A 20,837-nucleotide genomic window follows, 5' to 3' on the forward strand; every position below is an offset into this window, starting at 1 on the left:
GATTTAAAAAAATCTGCTAGGTCGACTTTCAGATTCACGCTAAAATAAGCCGACTTTGCACAAAACGAATAGCGTTGCCGTCTTGTCGGCTGAATAAAACTTCACTATCTTAAACTAAAACTTTTCGCAGCTCGGATGCGTTTATGCTGACACATTTAACTTTAATTAATTTTGCTTTAGCCGATCACTTAGCACTTGATATCGATCAAGGTTTTAATGTCCTGACTGGGGAAACAGGTGCAGGCAAATCATTATTGCTAGATGCACTGTCCGCCTGTCTGGGAGAACGTACCGACACCAACTATGTCCGTTTCGGTTCAGATAAAGCCGATGTCACGGCTATTTTCAGCTATCAAGAGCACAGCCCTGAAGCCACTTGGTTAAAGGCACATGAGTTAGATGATGAGTCAGGAGAAATTCATCTAAGACGTGTGATCTTTGCCACTGGCCGTAGCAAAGCATGGATTAATGGTCGTCCAAGCAGCTTAGCTGAATTGAAAGAAATCGGGCGCTTGCTGGTACAGCTGTATAGTCAACACAGTCAGCAACAGCTATTAGAACCGCCTTATCCAAGACGCTGGTTAGACCTCTATCATAACTTCTACCCAGAAGCGCAAGCTGTGCGTGAAGCCTATAATACATGGCAAAAAGACATTCGTCAGCACCAAGCCGCATTGGATGCTCAAGCCACGCGTAAGCAACGTATGGATACTTTGAGTTTACAATTAGAAGAACTCGAAGATGTGGTGCAAATCGACTATAAAGAGATTGAACAAGAGTTCGACCGCCTGTCTCATCATGAAAACATTATGCAGGACTGTAGTTATGCCGTTACGGCCTTAGATGATGCTGAACAAAATATTAATCAAGAAATTTCCAGTATTATTCGCCGCTTAGAGTCACATGCAGGACGCAGTGAACAATTGGCCGAGATTCATACGTCTTTGCTGAATGCACAAAGTGAGCTTGACGATGCCACAGCCAATCTCCGTCAGTTTATTGACCGTCAAAGTTATGACCCAGAACGTATGGAAGAGTTGAACACCCAGCTTGAGATGTTCCACCGTTTTGCCCGTAAGTACCGCACGCAGCCAGAACACTTAAAACAAGAACATGAACAATGGCAATCTGAACTGGCACAGCTCCATTTATTAGAAGATCCAGAAACACTTGCCGAGCAAGTTGAAGTCTCGCATCAGGACCTGTTAAATAAAGCCCAGCACCTCGACCAAATTCGTCGCGATGCAGCCGCACCATTGGCAAAACATTTAACCGAACAGGTCAAACAATTGGCCCTACCTGAAGCACACTTTGAGTTCAAATTTGAGCCGATGGAGCAGGTCTCTAGTGAAGGCCTAAGTTTTATCCAATTACTGTTCACCGCCAACAAAGGTATCCCACCGCAACCTTTGGCCAAAGTTGCCTCAGGGGGTGAGTTGTCACGTATCGCGTTGGTAATGCAAGTGATGAATGCTGAAAAAACCGAAGCTGAAGTTTTAGTCTTCGATGAAATTGACGTCGGTATTAGTGGAGGCACAGCCGAAATTGTCGGTCGTCTCTTGGCCGACTTGGGTTCGCATGTGCAAATTCTGTGTATTACCCACCAAGCTCAAGTTGCAGCACAGTCTGACCAGCACTTGTTGGTGAAAAAACGTCAGACCGACCCTGCCAGCAGTACCATTCTAGACTTAGAAGAAAATGAGCGTATCGATGAGCTCGCACGCATGACAGGTGGCGTTGAAATCAATGACACCACGCTGCAACATGCCAAGCAATTACGTCAGTTGAAGTTTCAATCTGCCTAATTTATGTAGACTGGATCACAAAAAAAGATTTGGAGAAAGTGCATTAGTCTAGTAACGTGGTAGATAACAACATTTGACTAGAAGCATTTTAATTTCAAGGAGAAGCCTTTAGGTGAGCAAACAATATCTGACGCATCGATGTCTCATTGCCCCACCCGATATGGCAGATGAAGTCTTTGCCCATACCGTGATTTATTTGGCCCGACACGATGAGGAAGGTGCTCAAGGCATCATCATCAACCGCCCTTCAGGACTTTCAGTCAAAGAACTGCTCAATGATCTTGAAATTGAAGCCGATCACGTACGACCACACGATGTTCTCCAAGGCGGGCCTTTGCGTCCAGAAGCTGGCTTTGTCTTACATACGGGCCAGCCGACATGGCACTCTTCCATTGCGGTGGGCGAAAATATCTGTATCACCACATCTAAAGATATTTTAGATGCGATTGCACATAATGAAGGTGTAGGTCGCTATCAAATTGCTTTGGGCTATACCAGTTGGACCAAAAACCAATTGGAAGATGAGCTATCTCGTGGTGATTGGTTAGTCTGCGATGCTGATATGGATTTGATTTTTAATATTCCTTATGACGACCGTTGGGACGCAGCCTATAAAAAGCTCGGGCTGGACCGAACCTGGTTGTCTTCTGAGATTGGACATGCCTGATTTAAACACGCCCCAAATGATTATGGCATTTGACTTCGGTACACAAAAAATGGGCATGGCAGTCGGTCAAGCATTGATTGAAAGTGCAACACCTTTGGCTTTATTTCCAATGAAAGATGGCATCCCCAACTGGGATGAACTGCATAAAATTATTAACCAATATCAGCCCAATGTATTTTTAGTCGGTTTACCGCTGAATATGGATGATAGTGAGTCAGAATTATCTGCTCGAGCACGTAAGTTCGCACGTCGTTTACGTCATCAAACCAATATTGAAACATGGATGGTAGATGAACGCTTAAGTACTCGTGCAGCCCGTGATGAGCTGAGCCATTACCATGCGCAAGGCCGAGGTAAAAAACTTTCTGCTGATAGCCTTGCCGCAACATTGTTTATTGAAAGCTGGTATCGCGATCCTGAAGGTCTTACGCCTTAAGTAAGACTTTCTTAAAATAGATGACATGGGTTTTATGACTGGAGTCGTATCTCAACATTAAATAGCGTTCAAAAAAAAGCATCCTCATTGGATGCTTTTTTTTGAAATGAACAGAGGTCAATTTAGTGCTGTGACTCGGTAATATGTACTGTCACGGTTCGCCCCGCGACAAATGCCAATTCATTTTTCGGAATATCATCCAGTGCAATTTTCACAGGAACGCGCTGCGCTAAACGCACCCAACTAAAGGTTGGGTTTACATTGGCCAACAAACCTGTACTTGTAGTTCGTTCACGATCTTCAATGCCTGAAGCAATCCCCTGCACATGTCCTTTCAATATGTTTGAGTCCCCCATCAACTGTACAGTAGCGGGCGCACCCAAATATATTTTATTTAACTTGGTTTCTTCAAAATAACCGACCACATAAAGCTGTGAGCGATCTAATAATGCCGCTACCGCCTGCCCCACTTTGACATAATTTCCTGCTTTCATCTCAAAATTAGACAGTGTGCCATCGGCTGGTGCCACCACTTCGGAACGGTTCAAGTTTAATTCAGCCAAATGTAAATTACTGGTAGCTACATCGATTAACGCCTGTTGCTGCGCAATATTGGCTTTGGCCTGCTGAATCGCCGCTTGCATTTGTTCATGTTCGGCATGCGATTGATCTCGTACGGCAAACATCTGATCTTGTTCTTGCTTTGAAATAGCACCATCCATCAAATTTGCATAGCGTTCTGCATTTTTATCGGCCAAGTGACTATTGGCTTGTGATTTGGTCAAATTGGCTTTGCTTTGAAACAGCTCAGCTTCGGCAGCAGCCAAACTGGCTTTAGCTTTAGCCAAGTCTGATTTGGCTTGTTCCACATCAAGTGCCTGACGCGCCACATCAATTTTAAACAGCACCTGACCTTGTTTAACACTTTGATTATCATGCACTAAAACTTCTGTGACTAAGCCCGATACATCGGAAGACACTTGAATCACATCGCCACGAACCCGCCCATCACGTGTCCACGGTTCAGCATTATAATAATGCCAAAGATGCACGAGCACCGCGATCGCAATACCCGCAATCAGTACTAAAGTGATGGGACGGCTCAGTTTACGCCAATCAAAGGATGCCATTTCTTTTACCTCATTCATTTCAATCAGATGTGCGCTTAGGCAAAGCTCACGATAAAACCCCAATGGACCATGCCAAGCACTGTAATGTAGAGGCATAAATAAAAAATACTGGGTAAAAAAATCCAGCCTTTGTCGACCCAAGGATCGGTCACCCGCATGAGTAACTTTAATACGATGTAGGCCAATACCGCCTGAATGGCCAAAACTGGCACATACACACCATAGATATTAAGTTCACCCATCGTTATGCTCCCATCAAACTGACTTGAGACATTTCGTCCCATGTCGCATGACAGAGACTGCTTTGAATATTATTCAGTGAAACTTGTAAACGCCGAGCAATGCTTAGGTCTTGCAGCTGTATAAGCTCGGCCTGAATGATCTGAATTTTGTCCAAAATATGTTTTCTGACCTGTAGGTCGCTATGGTCTAATTCTTTCGCGTGAAAATAAGCATCCATTTGGCTTTGTAGTTCTTGTAGATGTAGCGTGATCAAGGCCTGCACAGGCATTTTTTCAATCAGTTCTTGCACCCGAGTTAAATCAATCACCGCACTGGATTCAATCAGGGCCAAATTAATTTTTTGCTTCAAACGATCGGACTGTACCAACTTGGTATTCAGTACGCCTATCCGATCCAACATACTGCGCAAATGCACTCTAAATTCCACCCCATAAGGTAGATAAAGCGCTTGTCGTATCGCTTTATAATGTAAAGACAGGATTCGCTTGGCTGTAATGTCCGGCGACATCGCACGCACCAAGTGAATCACATAGACAGAAATGATGGGGCCAAGCACCGTCCCAATCGATGCATCAAAAAACATCACTTGGTCAAGGTGATAACGGTTTTGCAGATTTAAGCCCATGACCACACCCATTATCAAAGGTAGCGCCAAACCTGTGAGCGGCGGATGTAAAAACAGCATCAGACAGTACATACAAAAAGGGGCCAACACCACAGCCAACATCCAAAAAGCGCTGATGTGTGGGAAGATGCCATAAGCATAAATAAAGACAATAATCGCCGCATACAGACTGGCACGGATAAAGATTTTTAAGGCAGGAACAGGATTGTCCATACTGGTCAGAATACAGGCACAAATAGCGGCCATCTCTGCCATCATAAAACCGGCTTTCCAACCACTGATAATCCAAAAACCAGTCGCCACAAGCACCACAATAAAAGCTGAAATGCCGCCACGCACGGCTACGCCATGATCTCGATGTAAGTTGGGATAGTTTGTACTAATTGGGGTCACTATTGCGGGTAAGCTGTCATCCCCCTGTTGGATACGCTGCCAAATCAACCTAATGGCGCGTATATTTTGGGTGAAATGACGCACATCCATTTTTAAACTGACCAACATGACTTGCTGCTGTGGCAAGGCACTGTCAAACACGGCTTGAAAACTCGACTCAAACTGCTCAGGTAGCTGGTTTAAGTCCTGCTCTAAAATGACCTGATCACTTTGTAAAAATTTTACAATCTGTACATGCGCCTTTTCTAAAGCTGGTCGGTAGCGTGAGTCAATGTGATCTAACTGCTGAATTCGCTCGGCCATGGCCACCAAGTTTGTCACCAACATACTGAGTTGATGCAGCATTTCTTGGAGCGGTTTGGTCATGCCCTGCAAGGTTGATTTTTCATAGCTCAAGTGCACGGCCATCACATGAATATCGGCAATATCCCGCGTGATATGACTAAGCGTAGTGCTGTAATTAATGGCCTTAACATCATCTGTCAGGATCTGATCAAAAACCGCTCGAGTGTCTTGAAAAGTCTGTGAAACACGGGTTTTGACTACGGGACCAATATGCATGGGAAACAGTACCGCATTCACCACTGCACTACACAGCACTCCCACCGTGATTTCAATGCAGCGACCAATCGCCATATCAAACATGGAAGTGGTTTCAATGTTATAGACAATGTTGTAGCAAATAATGACCGTGGTATAGCCCGCCAACATAAAAATATAGCTACGCGGCGTCCGATCCAACAATGAAAAATAGAGACAAAACCCGACCCATGTGGCTAAAAATAATGTGAACAATTCAGGCGTGTTGATAAGGTTTGGCGTGACTGCAATCGAAACAATCGCTCCCAGCAACGTTCCCAACACTCGATAAAGACTTTTTGAGGAAGTCATTCCTGCATATGGGTTTGCGATAACGAAGACCGTTCCAATCGCCCAAATGGGATAAGCCAAATCTAATGAAAATGCGACATAAAGTGAAAGCATGCCTGCCAAAAAGGTTTTCGTCGCAAAAATCCAGTCCAATTTATTTGGGCGGAATGCGAGTAACTGTTTGGTGAGGAACATAAATTCATCTCTAAATGCGCTGAATGACAACATTTAAACAACTCTTCAACACAGCATTGCTCAGACAAACAGCATCACTTCGTCCTCACCTCATGCGAAGACGGATGAAAAAATAATTCAATAAATGAAGTCTTTTACAGACATGGTCAAAGACAGCGCCATGTTGAAAGGAAAGAAAATAGCTCAATAAATAACAAAATCATTATTCATTAAAAGACATTTATAATGATAATTTTTCCAAAAATATGGATTTTTGTCAATTAAAATATCTTAATATGATAATTTACATGTTTTTAAGATCATATTTCACCCCTTTTATTGCGTTACAAATGCTGATAAAAGTCCACGAAAGCCATGCGCTCAGAACGAAAGCCATGTCGAGTCTAGGGTTTTTGTTATATAGTAACTGTCGTTCAAATGGCTTTTATTTTGACTAAGTAGGTTCTTATGGCACTTTCAAGTTTCGGTAAAATTCTCACTGTCTTAGACCTCTTTTCTGTGTCACGCCCGATTATCAATGTCGATATCATCAGTGCCGAACTGGGGCTATCACAGCCCACCAGTTATCGTTATTTAAAGGAATTGGTATCCGCAGGACTTTTACAGCGCTTAAGTGGAACCAGTGGTGACTATACTTTAGGCTCTCAAATTGCTGTTTTGGACTATATCTCTCGAACGACAGACCCACTCTTACAAATCAGCATTCCTTTTATGCAAGACATCGTTGAGCGAACGGAGTTTTGCTGTATCCTCACCCAGCTCAACGCAGAGCACTGTATTGACCTATATGGTGAAGTCTTTAAAGACCTTGAGTTATTTTCTTATGGGCGTGGTTGCCCACGTCCCGTATATTTAGGTTCATCGCCTAAAGTGGTGATTTCACAGCTCAGCAAAGCTAAAATTATTGAATATTATCAAAAATTTTCGGCTCAGCTGGCCGAAGTCAATTTTGCTGCGAGCCAAGATGAATTTTTACAGAAAATGAAAGCCATTAAGAAACAGGGCTATTATTTTTCCAATGGCGAGTTTGACCCCAACCTAGCCAGTCTGTCTGTACCAGTCAAATTTTCACCCAAAGATACACCGTTGGCACTGACCTTATTGGCTTCGAAAAACCGGTTTGAATTTGTGGATCTGAAAAAAATGGTTGAAATATTAAGACATAGCGCCTTACAGATCGAACAGAAATGCCATCTATTGCATAATATTGAAGCTTAATTTTACTTAGCGTTGAAGCATTGGATAGAAATAGCGAAAGGTTAAATTCAGACGCGGCTCAGTGATTTTGCTGGATTTCATCAAAGCATGTTTCCAGTAGCGCTGGGTCTGTCCACGCATCACGATCAATTGCCCGCTGTGCAACATCAGCCCGACTTTTTCCTGTTTAAACTTGTGCTTAAAGCAAAACTTACGGGTTGCGCCAAAACTGAGTGAGGCAATCACCACATTTTCTTGCTGCGGTGAACGTAGTGAAGGCTCATCATCACTATGCCAGCCGACGGCTTGGCTGCCATTTTCATATAAATTAGCTAGGCATGAGTTAAATGGATGTCCCACCAATTGCTCAATATGTTGTTTTAAACGAAACAAAGCTGGATTCCATAACCGTGCTTGCTTGGCACTGCCCGAATAGTGATATTCATACTCGGCATCGCCATACCACACCACTTTTCGCTCCGTGACATAACGTTTGCCATACAGTACGACCTCGTCAGGTTGCCATGCCAAATGTGCTAAAAAATAATCCAAATATTTCGCACTTTGCTCTGCCGTTAAAATCAAGCCCAAGTCCTGCACCTGCCCATCGAATGGGAGCAAGTTTGCTTGCGGTTCAGGACTAAACAGATCTAAGGTCATGACTTTTCCTCCTCTGCAAACAGTTTAACTGAATTTAGAACGACACAAATCAAAACAAAGTCACAGCTTGTCGCCTAGCTTCCTTATGCATACACTCATGTGAACTTTCACAATAAAAAGAAGCATGTATGAACCTTTGGCAGTTGTTTCAAAAGCTTCGCCCCTTTGTCCGCCCCTATCGGATATTGGTAGTTGCGACCTTGATCCTGACGCTGATAGGTTCCTTCACTGCTCAGGTCAATGCTCTGACTTTGCAATATGCCGTCGACAGTATCAACCGTCTGGTCGAACAAGGCCAAGGACTGACCGAAGGCCTACACATTTTGATCACCATTTCTGTGATTTTACTCAGTAAAGAAATCATCAGTGCCTTGGTGCAGTTTGGTCAAAAGTTTTATGGGGAAAAGCTCCGCATTCTAGTATCACAAGACTTGGCGCAAAGTATTATCGAAAAATTCCTCAACTACCGTTTGGCTTTTTTTAATGCCGATCAAAACCAAGCGGGTAAGCTACAAACGCGAATTGACCGTGGCATTGGTTCACTGACCCGTCTGGTACAAATCTTTTTTATCGATATTTTGCCACTTTTTAGCAGTGCCATTGTGGCACTGGGGCTGATGTACTATGCCAACTTCTACGTCGGTTTGGTGGCGACCAGTATTATCCCAATTTACTTTTGGCTGACATTCCAACAAGCTAAGAAACTCGGCGGATGGCGGCGCAACCTGCGTGATGGCCGTGAAAAAAAGAGCCAAGGCATTCTCAGTATTATCCAGTCGATTAGCGTGATTAAGTCCTTTAACCGAGAGTCTATTGAGTCGACCAAACAACTGAAACTGCAAAAAGCACTGACCGATAATCAGATGCAAACGCGCCAACTCAGCTTTTTATTTGATGGCTTAAAGACCTTTATTGAACAAATCGGGATTGTGCTGATTATCATCCTCACAGCGTACTTTGTACTCGATGGAGAAATGAGCATTGGCATGATCATGTTTCATATTTTGCTGTTCAATAATGTCTCCGCACCCATTCGTTCATTGCACCGTATTTATGATGAAGTGAATGATGCGATGATTTACGCGGAAAGTTTTTTTAAAATTTTAGAAGCAGATGATGAAATCGAGCAAAGTGGTGCACTCAAACCCCAAATTCAGGGAAAATTCAGCCTAAAGAGTGTCGATTTTTTATACCCCAATGGTCATCATGCGCTTAAGCAAGTCAACATGGAAATTCGACCCAACAAAATCACGGCCTTGGTCGGTTTATCCGGTGCAGGAAAATCCACTTTAATTAGCCTATTAGATAAATTTTATCAGCCAGATACAGGAAAAATTGAGCTTGATGGAATTGATTTACAAGACATCGACACCGCCTATTTACGCGAGCACATTGGCCTCGTCTTACAGAAAAATCACATTTTCCAAGGCAGTATTTTAGACAATATTCGCTATGGAAAAATCAATGCCACAGATGATGAAGTCTATGCTGCCGCAGAAAAAGCCTCTATTCATGAACAAATTTTGCAGCTCCCCGCAGCTTACCAATCCGATGCACTGATGCTCTCAGGCGGGCAACAACAGCGTATTGCACTGGCACGCATGTTCCTCAAAAATCCACCAATTATTTTTCTCGATGAACCAACCGCCAGCCTCGATGCCATTGCTAGCGAGCAAATTAAACAGAGCCTCGATGAGATCAAACAAGGGCGAACGGTGATTATTATTTCACATAGTTTGTCACAAATTATCGATGCCGATTATACCTATGTCATGAAGGAAGGCTGTATTGCTGAACATGGAGAACATGAAGCGCTGTACCGTCAGGATGGGGTCTATAAGGAAATTTTCGATGCCATGGCCAAGAGTCTAAATATTGAAAAAATTGCCAAGACTTTTGAAGATGATACTGAGGAAGAAACGCATAGCTAATGAATCTCAGGTACAAAAAAAGCTCCCGCAGGAGCTTCTTAAAAATCTAACAATCAAGGCTGTTTTAAGTATGGCCAAGCCGCTTTGAGGTAAATAAACATCGACCATAAAGTCAAAATTACTGCGGTATACAACAATGCATAAGCCAACATTTCAAGCGGCTGCCAATTCAGTAAGAACACGGTAATTGCAATCATTTGAAAAGCAGTTTTATATTTCCCGACCGTAGACACGGCTACATTAGTACGTGCACCCAATTCTGCCATCCATTCACGCAGTGCTGACACCGTAATTTCACGGGAAATAATCACAATCGCCGCAAATGCCATCGAAATTTCTGGTTTCCACTGCACCAACACGATCAGTGCTGCTGCCACCATCAATTTATCCGCAACAGGGTCTAAGAAACGCCCAAATGCAGAGGTCTGATTTAAAGTCCGCGCCAAATAACCATCGAACCAATCTGTCACCGCTGCAACGACAAAAATAGACGTCAACAAAATATGACGAGACATACTTACCGCTTGTTCAGCGATACCCATTACAGGGGGCCAATAGGCCACCAACAAAAAGACCGGAATTAAGGCAATACGCGCCAAGGTCAAGATATTAGGAATATTCAGGATGCGACCTGTAGTCATAAACACCGCCCGTTGTTTCCCTCATGTACGATGAAAATGCACACTTTTTTGAGGTTTAATCCATCGTTAATAGCGCCCACTTTATACGAATTGACCTAAGGTGTCACTAGGCAAACACGGTAACTGTTTGACGCGAAATTGCAATTAAACGATTCTGATCATCCCACAAATAGGCGGCTTCGGTGGAATATCCATCCGCAGCATATTGCGTTTCAACGTGGTATTTCATCCAATCGTGTAACTGATTTTTCAGCGGATGCACATAGGTCAAATGCCATGTTAGCGAACTGGCAGGTGCCATACTTTTAAACATCGGTAGCACCCCTGGTGGCCAAATGTCCATCGACACCATGAGGTCGGCTACGGTCATGTCTCGATTTTCATGTAAGTCTGGATTAAAGCGATACCAGCCAGAAAAGTCAGGCTTTGGGCTGGCTGTACATGGATACTGCCCTGTCACCCAAACCATATCCAGCTGCTTAAAACACTCAGGTGCAAGCGGGTGATGCGGCGCTGTTGTAAGACCATCAACCGATGGAAACGCGGGTGCTACAGGTTCTTGATGCACATGGATACTCGATTCACGCTGTGTCCCGAAGCTTGCCACCAAAATACTTTGAACTGCATCATCCTGCCATAAACGTACTTCCAAGGTGGTAACCGATTTGCCTTGACGGAGAATCTCGCTGGTTAAACGAACTTTGGCTTGTTGTACTGGGCCAACAAAAGTCACGCTACAACTGAGTAAATGCTTCGTGTCATCGGCAAGAGTCAACAATGCTTTTTGCATCATTAAACCTGCGACCAGTCCCCCATAAATCGTGCGTCCTTGTAACCAACCTGTAGGAATATCAATCCATTCTTGTTCTGATAAAGCCTGATAACTGTGTTGAAGTGACATGTGGCATCCTTGTTTTAAATTCCGTCCATATCTTTACAACACAATTCAACCAATGTGAATGATCAATGACCCATGCGTCAATGAGCACTTTTGCAATCGCAGTAGATGCGGTTCTACTCATGCAAAACTTTATAAATGGTGCGGGCCATCACTTCACCCAAACCGGGGACTAGGGTTAAGTCTTTTTCGGAGGCTTTCAACACCCCTTGAATCCCGCCAAAGTGCGTCAACAAATCGCGGCGGCGTTTCGGACCCAAACCTGGAATCACTTCCAAAATCGATGAACCACGTTTTTTATCACGTTTAGCTCGGTGTTTAGTAATCGCAAACCGGTGTGCCTCATCACGCACCTGTTGTATCAAATGCAACGCTTTATGATCTTCAGGCAACTGAATTTTAGTTCCATCGGTAAAGTGTAGGGTTTCAAGACCCGGTTTACGCCCCTCGCCTTTTGACACCCCAACCATAAAGGCCTCTAAACCCAGCTCTTGCATGACGTCCATCGCCATATGCAACTGCCCTTTGCCACCATCAATCAAGAGTAAATCAGGCAACATGGCTTTTTTATAACGACGAGTCAGGGCTTGGCGTATTGCGGCATAGTCATCACCCGCGGTAATGTCTTGAATTGAAAACTGACGATAATCGCGCTTACGAATGCCGCCACTGTCGAATACCACACACGAAGCCACGGTTTCTTCACCCATGGTATGTGAGATGTCAAAACATTCGATCCGATCAATCGGACGTCCCACCACTTGTTCAAGTTGATGGAAACGCTCATTCAGCTCAAAGTGATTAGCCAATTGCCCTTTGATCGCATGCTGCACATTCATCTGTGCCAGCTCTAACCATTCTGCACGTGTCTCACGCACGCTATGTTTAATCTGTACTTTCTTATCAAACTGTTGCTGTAGTGCTTGTTCCAGTTCTTTTTGATCGGGCAATTCGACATTTACAATCACCTCACTGGGTACTTCATCCGCCACTTGGAAATAAAAGTTCGCTATGAAGTCGGCCAGCATTTGCCCCAAACCCTCTCCGAGCATATCTGGAAAATAACTTTTTCCTCCGAGCATTTTCCCGTTACGCACATGCATAATCTGCACACAGGTCACCCCTGCCTGATAGGCAATCGCTAAAATATCGGCCTCACCTTTGAGCTTATAAATAGCTTGTTGAGACTGGACATCCCGTAACAGTGCCATACGGTCACGGTAAAACACCGCTTTTTCAAATTCTAGGGCTTCGGCCGCTTGCTCCATTTTCGCAATCAGTTCTTGATTCAGCTCTTTGGTGTCCCCTTGTAAAAAACGAATCGAGTTATCGACATCATTTTTATACTCTTCAGGGCTAATGAGTCCTACACACGGCGCTGAACAACGTTTGATTTGATACTGCAAACAAGGACGCTTACGCTGTGAAAAATAGCTATTTTCACACTGGCGAACATTAAACAGCTTTTGCAAAACCAACAAAGTATCCCGTGCATTATAAGCACTCGGATACGGTCCAAAAAACTTCCCAACTTGGTGTTTGCCTTTGCCCCGACCCGATGCAATCCGTGGATAAGGTTTGTCGGCAGAGACAAAGATATACACATAGGACTTATCGTCCCTGAGCATGATGTTATAGGGTGGACGGTGCAGCTTAATCAGGTTTTGTTCAAGCAGCAGCGCTTCAGTTTCGGAACGAACGACTAAGGTTTCGATGTCATAAATACGCGCCACCAAAGCCTGCGTCTTCGGGTGCTCAATAGTTTTGACAAAATAACTGGAAACACGATTTTTTAAATTTTTCGCTTTGCCCACATACAGCAGTTCACCGTCTTTGCCGAGCATGCGATAAACGCCCGGCAGTGTGGTCATATTGGCTAAAATTTTTTCGATATGTTCTCGTGCGTTTTCGTTCACAGGGTTCCCTAATTTTCTCGGCTCGCCGTCAACTGTTCTGCTTAGGCTTAGCCTTGGATCTGTCTTTTAGATTGGGCAGGTCTGACGCATTTCAAGCACATGAAAGTTCATTTCAAAACCAGTCTGGCTGGCAAAAGACATTGATACTGAGATTGAAGGCTTATTCCAGATCCATCGCTTCAAAATCGATCCGTTCAAACACACCTTGCTCATTGCGGGCAAAGTGACTTCCCGCAGGCGCATTTAAGTGAGCAATGATGTCCCTATCATAGTTGGCAATCACATTGACCTCATAAAGACCCAAGTTTTCAGGGTCTTCAATATAGTCATCTCCTTCTTCACCCGATAAAAAAACCCAGCCACTTTCATCGCTAGATTGTGCTTCTTCACGGTACATGTAGGCCACTTTTAGGCCATGCACCGTAATCATATCTGATGCGATACAACTTCCCATATGAGGCACTAAAGTTTGAATTTGTGTCGGACTCAATTGATACGACTTCATAAGCATATCCTTCAACGGCAAGTAGACGTTTTGCAAGTGGAGGTTTGTGAGAGTGAATAGGACTCAAGTTTATTTTACTTTAGTCCTCACGGCATATTTGAGCAAGGCTTTCACTCGCTTAGGCCCTTAAAGCATAGAACCTGCCTAAGACTATATTTATGACAATTTTAACGCAGCTTTAAACGCGACTTTGTCTTTCGGTGACACCAAAATGGTTTTGGTTTGGCCCTCTTTTAAGTATTCAATCTTTAGACGGTCTAGAGACAAAGCAGGTGAACTGATTGAATTATCTGTTTCAGAAACCGACTGTATCGCAGTCAAGGGAATGATCCATTTAAAACAGAGACTGCGAACTGTCAGTTGCCCCTGATCGACCACATAGCGAGTACTCCACAGCGGCCACCACAGCAAAACAATAGTCAAAGCATAGACCACAACGAACAAAAAATTTTGCATCAAAATGCCTTTGCCATAGGTGGTCAAAATCAATTGGGCTAACAGGCCTGACATCGCAATAATAAACCCCAAAAACCACCAGTCCATCTTAGAACGAAACTTTTGCACCTTGAAACCTCATGCTTTATCTAAGTTATAAGTTGCGATCTTAAAAATGACACAGATACGCGCTCATGTTGTTTTTAGTTTTAACTGGATAAAGCATAAAGCCATGCGTGGTTCAAATCCACTGTAAGCTTTGAAATAAATAGAAAAATCAAAAGGGCAGATAGGCTTCCCCTTTTCTGCCCAAATAAAAAAACGCCCCTCAGGGCGTTTAATGTACTTTAAAACACATAAGGTCGAACAAAGATCAGGAAGAAAATTCCGAGCATTAAGAACCACTTTAAGAAGTAGTACAGTTGACGGTTGGTTTTCTTCAAGGCTTTAGCTTTGATCCGCACTTGATAGACATAACCAAAGACTTTATTCAGTCCACCCGTTTGATCCCCTGCTTCATTTGGAGAGCTGGCAGCGGTCATCACTTTTTTACCAAACCAGTGATTGAAACGTTCCATAAAGCGTGTCTTTAATGGACGCTCGACATCGGCAAAGAAAATAATGCGGTTTTGATCAGTGGTGTTTTCGGCATAATGAATATAAGTTTCATCAAAGACCACGCTTTCACCATCGCGCCATGAATAGCGCTCACCATCCACATCAATAAAGCAGCGATCATCATTCGGTGTGATCAACCCCAAGTGATAACGCAATGAACCCGCATAAGGGTCACGGTGACGAACCAAACGGCTGTCTGGTGCCAGTTCGGTAAACATCGCGGCTTTAATGGTCGGCAAGGTTTTCAGCAACGCAGTCGTTTTTGGACAAAGTTCAGCGGCTGATGGATGTGCAGAGTCATACCATTTCAGATAAAAACGCTTCCAGCCTGTTTTGAAAAAGGAGTTAAACCCCAAGTCATCATAACTGCTCGATGCTTTAATTCCGCCTTTTTCATATAAAGCTTTTGCTTCATCACGAATCATTTCCCAGTTTTCATCCAACACTTTTAAGTCTTGAAAATGCTGTGTATCGATATATGGCTGATTCGGTACCTTTGAAAACATGTACATGAGGTAGTTAATCGGTGCAAGAATCGTTGAATGATCGAAAAATTGACGATAAAACGAGTGACGAACCTTCCCACGTTGCTGAATATAAAGTGCAGAAAGAATAAAAATCGCCAGAATGATCCACTTAATCATATGAAAACCTGGAAACCAAAGAAAACGAAATAACAGAAAAAGACCGGTATTCGGTCTAGACTGCGAATTGTAACATAGGCTGCAAAGTACGTCCTATTTCCAGCTTTTCATCACAAGTTTTCATTCTGTTTGGGTTTACCTGCAAGTGCAGCATTGACTAAATTGCCAAAATCGGCGCAAAGATTGACTTGAAATATAAGGACGCCGCCTAATCGTTTTTTGATCACTCATCCATAAAAAATCTTAAATGAAACAAAAACTTCACTCTATTTAGACCACATCACTCAAAAATTCATCACGCAAGCACACGAAATAATTGAATAAAAATAGATGACCCTTGCGTCACGGCTTGATACAACTTGTTATGTTCTTTTTCGATATAGTTATCGTAAGATTGGCGGAGCATAGATGTACGTAGGAATGACGTACTCGCTTCACAACATCAACTTAGAAGTCCTCCAAAATAAGGAGATCAGGCATGATCCACGCTGGCAATGCCATTACCGTCCAAATGCTTTCGGACGGAATTGCAGAATTCCGCTTTGACTTACAAGGTGAGTCGGTCAACAAATTTAACCGTGCAACGATTGAAGATTTTAAAGCTGCAATTGACGCTGTTAAAGCAAACGGTGACATCAAAGGCTTAATCGTTACTTCGGCTAAATCTACATTTATCGTTGGCGCAGATATTACTGAATTTGGTGCAAACTTCGCTCAAGGCGAACAAGCGATTGTGGATTGGGCATTGCCTGTTCACGACATCTTCAACGCGTTTGAAGATTTAGAGATTCCTAAAGTTGCAGCGATCAATGGTATGGCATTGGGCGGTGGCTTTGAAATGTGTCTCGTGTGTGACTATCGTGTGATGTCAGACGCGGCTCAAGTCGGTCTTCCTGAAATCAAACTGGGCATCTTCCCTGGTTTCGGTGGTACGGTTCGTTTAAGCCGTGTGATCGGTATCGACAATGCAGTTGAATGGATGGCCATGGCTAATCCTAAAAAACCAGCTGCTGCACTGAAAGACGGTGCGGTTGATGCAGTTGTTGCTGCAGACAAACTACAAGACGCTGCGATTGACTTGGTTAAACAAGCACTTGCTGGCCGTGTAGACTGGAAAGCAAAACGTCAGGAAAAACTTGACCCAGTTAAATTGAACCCAATCGAACAAATGATGGCGTTCAACTCGGCGAAAGGTGCAGTTCTTGCAAAAGCAAATCCTGCTCAATACCCTGCGCCTAAACTTCTTCTTGACTCATTACAAGCAGGTGCAAGCCTTCCACGTAATGAAGCACTTCAAGCTGAAGCGGCTGGTTTTGCAAAAGCAGCCATTACACCACAAGCAAATGCATTAATTGGTCTATTCATCAATGACCAAGTGGTGAAGAAAACTTCGAAGAAATATGAAAAAGGTGCACACCCTGTCAACCAAGCGGCTGTATTAGGCGCGGGTATCATGGGTGGCGGTATTGCTTACCAAGCGGCAAGCAAAGGCACACCAATCATCATGAAAGACATTGGTAACCCTCAACTTGCTTTGGGTATGAAAGAAGCCAATGGCTTACTGACCAAACAAGTTGAACGTAAGAAGATGAAACCTGCTCAAATGGGTGAAACTCTTGCGCGCATTCGTCCAACTTTAAGCTATGACGAGTTTAAAGAAGTGGACATCGTGATTGAAGCAGTAACTGAAAATCCAAAAGTAAAAGGCATTGTACTTGCTGAAACTGAGAAGAACGTTCGTGACAACACGATCATTGCATCGAACACATCGACAATTTCAATCACACGTTTGGCTGAAAACCTACAACGTCCTGAAAACTTTGTCGGTATGCACTTCTTTAACCCAGTACACATGATGCCATTGGTAGAAGTGATTCGTGGTGAGAAGACTTCGGCTGAAGCGATTGCGACCACTGTAGTTCTTGCTCAGAAAATGGGTAAAACACCAATCGTTGTGAACGACTGCCCAGGTTTCCTTGTCAACCGCGTATTGTTCCCTTACTTTGGTGCGTTTGACCTTCTATTGAAAGACGGTGCTGACTTCCAACAAGTCGACAAAGTCATGGAAAAATTCGGCTGGCCTATGGGTCCTGCTTATCTAATCGACGTTGTTGGTATCGACACGGGCGTTCATGGTGCAGAAGTCATGGCGGAAGGTTTCCCTGACCGTATGAAGCCAGACTTCAAAGGTTCAATCGAAATCATGTACGAAAACAAACGTTTGGGTCAAAAGAACGACGTTGGTTTCTACAAATACGAACTTGACCGTAAAGGCAAAAAAGCCAAAGTGGTTGATCCAACTGCGTATGAGCTTGTTGCTACTGTGGCAACTGCAGAAAAACGCGAGTTTGATGCTCAAGAAATCATTGACCGTATGATGCTTGCTTTCTGTAACGAAACTGTTCGTTGCTTAGAAGACAACATCGTAGCGACTGCTTCTGAAGCAGACATGGCGATGATTATGGGTGTAGGTTTCCCTCCATTCCGTGGTGGTCCATGCCGTTACATCGACCAAACAGGTGTTGCTGAATACGTTGCACTTTGCGACAAATACGCACACTTAGGTAAGGCTTATGAAGCGCCACAAATGTTGCGTGACATGGCTGCTAACAACAAAAAATTCTACGGTTAAGGAGCAACGTGAATGGCTACTTTAAATCCACGTGACGTTGTCATCGTTGATGGCGTACGTTCAGCAATGGGTAAAACCAAAAACGGTATGTTCCGCAATGTACGTGCTGACAGCTTATCGGCTGAATTGGTTCGTGCTTTAGTTGCTCGTAACCAGTTTGACACCAATGAAGTTGAAGACCTGATCTGGGGCTGTGTAAACCAGACTCTAGAACAAGGGATGAACATTGGCCGTAACATTGGTTTATTGGCTGACCTTCCAAAAACTGTTGCAGGTCAAACGGTTAACCGTCTTTGTGGTTCATCTATGCAAGCGCTTCACACCGCTGCTGCACAGATTGCAACCAACCAAGGTGATATCTTCATCATCGGTGGTGTAGAGCACATGGGTCACGTAGGGATGATGCACGGCATCGACCTGAACCCAGAAGCGTCTAAGCACTATGCAAAAGCGTCTAACATGATGGGCTTAACGGCTGAAATGTTAGGTCGTATGAATGGTATTTCACGTGAAGAACAAGATGCGTTCGGTGTTGAATCTCACCGCCGCGCTTGGGCTGCAACGCAAGAAGGTCGTTTCAAAAATGAAATCGTGGGTGTTGAAGGTCATGATGCCAATGGCTTCAAAATCCTTTGCGACATCGACGAAGTAATTCGCCCAGATGCAAACCTTGAAGCATTCAAAGGTTTACGTCCTGTATTTGACCCGAAAGGCGGTACAGTAACAGCTGCGACTTCTTCAGCTTTGTCTGATGGTGCTTCTGCAATGCTACTGATGTCTGCTGAACGTGCTCAAGCTTTAGGTCTTAAGCCACGTGCTGTAATTCGCTCTATGGCGGTTGCAGGCTGTGATGCTGCGATCATGGGTTATGGTCCTGTACCTGCAACTCAAAAAGCACTTAAACGTGCTGGCTTAAGCATGGCAGATATCCAAACCATCGAGTTAAATGAAGCATTTGCTGCTCAAGGCTTATCAGTAATGAAAGGCTTAGGCGTATATGACAAGCAAGACATCATTAACTTAAATGGTGGTGCGATTGCATTGGGTCACCCATTGGGTTGTTCTGGTGCACGTATCACAACCACATTATTGAATGTGATGGAACAACAAGATACGCAAATTGGTCTTGCGACGATGTGTATCGGTTTGGGCCAAGGTATCGCGACAATTATCGAACGTGTTTAATATTTAGTTAAATACTGAGATAAAAGAAACCCCGCTTATTGCGGGGTTTCTTTATTAAGCAAAGCGTAAATACTATTTACTTAAACTTAAAGCGGTTAACTAAAATAAACTAACAGATAGAAAGTTCAAGTTTCAAAACTGAATCATAAGTTGAATAAACATCTTATTTACTATTTTACAAAGCCAAAACATTCATTAAACCTCTTACTCCTATTCGACCTTTTCTCATAAAATTTGATCTTTATACAGTCTTAGGACCATTCCTAACGAAGCGTATCAATTCAATAATGGGGACTAAAACCCTAGAGTTTCAGAAGTTTTTGCTTTATGGTATGACCTAAAATATAACAGTCTTTTACATAACAATGAAAATTAAACCATTTTATTCCCTTTTGACGATCGGCTACCTATGTACATCACTTTTCCTCACAGGTTGCATTGCTAATAAAGAAATTGGGCATCATTCCCGTAGCTTATTTCAAAAATACGAGGCTAAATACGGATGGGTAACCTTACTTGAAGACGATGTGATTGCATTTGGAAAATTGTCTAAAGCACTTCCGAACGAGCCAACTGATAGCATTGTAGTTGCAGGAAATAAATACAGTTACCTCATCAATAAAGGCGGTGCTGATTTTATTCAACTCATTAGCCAACTCAATCCGCAATATATCCGTATCAATCGTGAACTTGATTTCTATTCTTCTGGGCTCAACAGCAATAAATTTAGCGGTACTTTTAAATTTTCTTATGTACCACCCAATGGAACATTAAGTCCAGAAGAACGTTCATTATTCAAAAAATATGGTGTTGCGCCATGTGATTGCTCTAAGGCAGAGCAGCAAGATCATCTATTTAGTTTAGAAATTTCAGGTACGGTTTACCCCAAAATTGAGAATGCCACGGATCTAAAGCCATTAAGTCATCCTTATAAAGTACGTATCATGTATTACGACAATCAAAGTGGCTATATTAAAATGTCTCGTCGTGAAAAACTATCTGCAATACCGCTATTGCCTTTAACAATCGCCATCGACATTATTCAATTGCCTCTGAAAGCTTTAGACATTACTTATCAACCTTAATTACTCACATCATCACATTAAATAGACTGTCTTTTTCTGAATATAAGAACAGTCCATCTAACTTAAGGAAGTGACCGAAGACTTTCGAGTATTTAATTAATGAGTTGAATACAAAACCTATTCAAC

18 protein-coding genes are annotated in these 20,837 nt (G+C 43.2%); 8 read left to right on the forward strand and 10 right to left on the reverse strand.

Going from position 1 to position 20,837, the window contains the following annotated elements; all coding sequences use genetic code 11:
- The first annotated feature begins 143 nt into the window (after positions 1-143).
- The 3 genes from recN (at position 144) to ruvX (ending at position 2,908) form a co-directional block, all read left to right on the forward strand.
- Complete coding sequence (gene recN, locus HYI04_RS04970; protein WP_178895933.1) at positions 144-1,805, forward strand: DNA repair protein RecN; 1,662 nt, start codon at positions 144-146, stop codon at positions 1,803-1,805.
- Positions 1,806-1,917: 112 nt separating this feature from the next.
- Entirely contained in the window at positions 1,918-2,472 is a 555-nt protein-coding gene (locus HYI04_RS04975) for a YqgE/AlgH family protein (protein ID WP_004692720.1), read from the forward strand.
- The gene (ruvX, locus tag HYI04_RS04980; protein WP_159152941.1) at positions 2,465-2,908 is read left to right on the forward strand and encodes a Holliday junction resolvase RuvX; all 444 of its coding nucleotides are present in this window, start codon (positions 2,465-2,467) and stop codon (positions 2,906-2,908) included. Before HYI04_RS04975 ends, ruvX begins: the two co-directional genes overlap by 8 nt.
- Positions 2,909-3,030: 122 nt before the next feature.
- Here the strand turns inward: ruvX and HYI04_RS04985 are convergent, their stop codons facing one another.
- From HYI04_RS04985 to HYI04_RS04995, 3 genes are read right to left on the reverse strand one after another with little or no spacing between them, the layout of a single operon-like run.
- On the reverse strand, positions 3,031-4,038 hold the full coding sequence (locus HYI04_RS04985) for an HlyD family secretion protein (RefSeq protein WP_004692722.1): 1,008 nt from the start codon (positions 4,036-4,038) through the stop codon (positions 3,031-3,033).
- A 35-nt stretch (positions 4,039-4,073) separates the two neighbouring features.
- Positions 4,074-4,280 (reverse strand): DUF1656 domain-containing protein, encoded by a 207-nt coding sequence (locus tag HYI04_RS04990; RefSeq protein WP_159152940.1) that lies wholly within the window; start codon positions 4,278-4,280, stop codon positions 4,074-4,076.
- A gap of 2 nt (positions 4,281-4,282) precedes the next feature.
- Complete coding sequence (locus HYI04_RS04995) at positions 4,283-6,364, reverse strand: FUSC family protein (RefSeq protein ID WP_178895942.1); 2,082 nt, start codon at positions 6,362-6,364, stop codon at positions 4,283-4,285.
- Between the two features lie 447 nt (positions 6,365-6,811).
- On the opposite strand from HYI04_RS04995, the gene HYI04_RS05000 reads away from it, so the two are divergent.
- Positions 6,812-7,582 carry an IclR family transcriptional regulator gene (locus tag HYI04_RS05000; protein ID WP_004692725.1) on the forward strand — a complete coding sequence of 257 codons (771 nt, stop codon included), beginning with the start codon at positions 6,812-6,814 and terminating at the stop codon, positions 7,580-7,582.
- A gap of 6 nt (positions 7,583-7,588) precedes the next feature.
- Here the strand turns inward: HYI04_RS05000 and HYI04_RS05005 are convergent, their stop codons facing one another.
- On the reverse strand, positions 7,589-8,221 hold the full coding sequence (locus HYI04_RS05005; RefSeq protein ID WP_159152939.1) for an alpha-ketoglutarate-dependent dioxygenase AlkB: 633 nt from the start codon (positions 8,219-8,221) through the stop codon (positions 7,589-7,591).
- Between the two features lie 128 nt (positions 8,222-8,349).
- Here HYI04_RS05005 and HYI04_RS05010 point away from each other — a divergent pair, with 128 nt between their 5' ends.
- The gene (locus HYI04_RS05010; protein ID WP_159152938.1) at positions 8,350-10,152 is read left to right on the forward strand and encodes an ABC transporter ATP-binding protein; all 1,803 of its coding nucleotides are present in this window, start codon (positions 8,350-8,352) and stop codon (positions 10,150-10,152) included.
- A gap of 53 nt (positions 10,153-10,205) precedes the next feature.
- Here the strand turns inward: HYI04_RS05010 and pgsA are convergent, their stop codons facing one another.
- The 6 genes from pgsA to lpxO form a co-directional block, all read right to left on the reverse strand.
- Positions 10,206-10,793: a CDP-diacylglycerol--glycerol-3-phosphate 3-phosphatidyltransferase gene (pgsA, locus tag HYI04_RS05015; protein ID WP_004692729.1), complete on the reverse strand. Its 588-nt coding sequence runs from the start codon at positions 10,791-10,793 to the stop codon at positions 10,206-10,208.
- A gap of 106 nt (positions 10,794-10,899) precedes the next feature.
- Complete coding sequence (locus HYI04_RS05020; RefSeq protein WP_159152937.1) at positions 10,900-11,694, reverse strand: thioesterase family protein; 795 nt, start codon at positions 11,692-11,694, stop codon at positions 10,900-10,902.
- A gap of 113 nt (positions 11,695-11,807) precedes the next feature.
- On the reverse strand, positions 11,808-13,607 hold the full coding sequence (uvrC, locus tag HYI04_RS05025) for an excinuclease ABC subunit UvrC (protein ID WP_178895934.1): 1,800 nt from the start codon (positions 13,605-13,607) through the stop codon (positions 11,808-11,810).
- Positions 13,608-13,767: 160 nt separating this feature from the next.
- Positions 13,768-14,112 carry a DUF2185 domain-containing protein gene (locus HYI04_RS05030; RefSeq protein ID WP_159152935.1) on the reverse strand — a complete coding sequence of 115 codons (345 nt, stop codon included), beginning with the start codon at positions 14,110-14,112 and terminating at the stop codon, positions 13,768-13,770.
- A 156-nt stretch (positions 14,113-14,268) separates the two neighbouring features.
- Positions 14,269-14,676 (reverse strand): PH domain-containing protein, encoded by a 408-nt coding sequence (locus HYI04_RS05035; protein WP_159152934.1) that lies wholly within the window; start codon positions 14,674-14,676, stop codon positions 14,269-14,271.
- 218 nt (positions 14,677-14,894) lie between these two features.
- The gene (gene lpxO / locus HYI04_RS05040; RefSeq protein ID WP_125273387.1) at positions 14,895-15,809 is read right to left on the reverse strand and encodes a lipid A hydroxylase LpxO; all 915 of its coding nucleotides are present in this window, start codon (positions 15,807-15,809) and stop codon (positions 14,895-14,897) included.
- A 478-nt stretch (positions 15,810-16,287) separates the two neighbouring features.
- Between lpxO and fadB the strand changes: the two genes are divergently transcribed.
- The 3 genes from fadB to HYI04_RS05055 all read left to right on the forward strand — a co-directional run bounded on the left by fadB (position 16,288) and on the right by HYI04_RS05055 (position 20,711).
- The gene (fadB, locus tag HYI04_RS05045) at positions 16,288-18,441 is read left to right on the forward strand and encodes a fatty acid oxidation complex subunit alpha FadB (RefSeq protein WP_178895935.1); all 2,154 of its coding nucleotides are present in this window, start codon (positions 16,288-16,290) and stop codon (positions 18,439-18,441) included.
- Positions 18,442-18,453: 12 nt separating this feature from the next.
- A complete protein-coding gene (fadA, locus tag HYI04_RS05050; protein WP_178895936.1) occupies positions 18,454-19,626 on the forward strand; it encodes an acetyl-CoA C-acyltransferase FadA in 1,173 nt (390 codons plus the stop codon).
- 365 nt (positions 19,627-19,991) lie between these two features.
- Entirely contained in the window at positions 19,992-20,711 is a 720-nt protein-coding gene (locus tag HYI04_RS05055; RefSeq protein WP_178895937.1) for a hypothetical protein, read from the forward strand.
- The last annotated feature ends 126 nt before the right edge of the window (positions 20,712-20,837 follow it).

The organism is Acinetobacter sp. SwsAc2, from assembly GCF_013391465.1.
Lineage (GTDB): Bacteria > Pseudomonadota > Gammaproteobacteria > Pseudomonadales > Moraxellaceae > Acinetobacter > Acinetobacter johnsonii.

What these genes read in the sequence shown, in the direction of transcription:
- HYI04_RS05000 (WP_004692725.1), top strand. Translation starts at nt 6,812, where the DNA reads ATGGCACTTTCAAGTTTCGGTAAAATTCTCACTGTCTTAGACCTCTTT.
- recN (WP_178895933.1), top strand. Translation starts at nt 144, where the DNA reads ATGCTGACACATTTAACTTTAATTAATTTTGCTTTAGCCGATCACTTA.
- fadB (WP_178895935.1), top strand. Translation starts at nt 16,288, where the DNA reads ATGATCCACGCTGGCAATGCCATTACCGTCCAAATGCTTTCGGACGGA.
- HYI04_RS04995 (WP_178895942.1), bottom strand. Translation starts at nt 6,364, where the DNA reads ATGTTCCTCACCAAACAGTTACTCGCATTCCGCCCAAATAAATTGGAC.
- HYI04_RS04990 (WP_159152940.1), bottom strand. Translation starts at nt 4,280, where the DNA reads ATGGGTGAACTTAATATCTATGGTGTGTATGTGCCAGTTTTGGCCATT.
- HYI04_RS04985 (WP_004692722.1), bottom strand. Translation starts at nt 4,038, where the DNA reads ATGGCATCCTTTGATTGGCGTAAACTGAGCCGTCCCATCACTTTAGTA.
- HYI04_RS05010 (WP_159152938.1), top strand. Translation starts at nt 8,350, where the DNA reads ATGAACCTTTGGCAGTTGTTTCAAAAGCTTCGCCCCTTTGTCCGCCCC.
- HYI04_RS05055 (WP_178895937.1), top strand. Translation starts at nt 19,992, where the DNA reads ATGAAAATTAAACCATTTTATTCCCTTTTGACGATCGGCTACCTATGT.
- lpxO (WP_125273387.1), bottom strand. Translation starts at nt 15,809, where the DNA reads ATGATTAAGTGGATCATTCTGGCGATTTTTATTCTTTCTGCACTTTAT.
- HYI04_RS05005 (WP_159152939.1), bottom strand. Translation starts at nt 8,221, where the DNA reads ATGACCTTAGATCTGTTTAGTCCTGAACCGCAAGCAAACTTGCTCCCA.
- ruvX (WP_159152941.1), top strand. Translation starts at nt 2,465, where the DNA reads ATGCCTGATTTAAACACGCCCCAAATGATTATGGCATTTGACTTCGGT.
- HYI04_RS05020 (WP_159152937.1), bottom strand. Translation starts at nt 11,694, where the DNA reads ATGTCACTTCAACACAGTTATCAGGCTTTATCAGAACAAGAATGGATT.
- fadA (WP_178895936.1), top strand. Translation starts at nt 18,454, where the DNA reads ATGGCTACTTTAAATCCACGTGACGTTGTCATCGTTGATGGCGTACGT.
- pgsA (WP_004692729.1), bottom strand. Translation starts at nt 10,793, where the DNA reads ATGACTACAGGTCGCATCCTGAATATTCCTAATATCTTGACCTTGGCG.
- HYI04_RS05030 (WP_159152935.1), bottom strand. Translation starts at nt 14,112, where the DNA reads ATGAAGTCGTATCAATTGAGTCCGACACAAATTCAAACTTTAGTGCCT.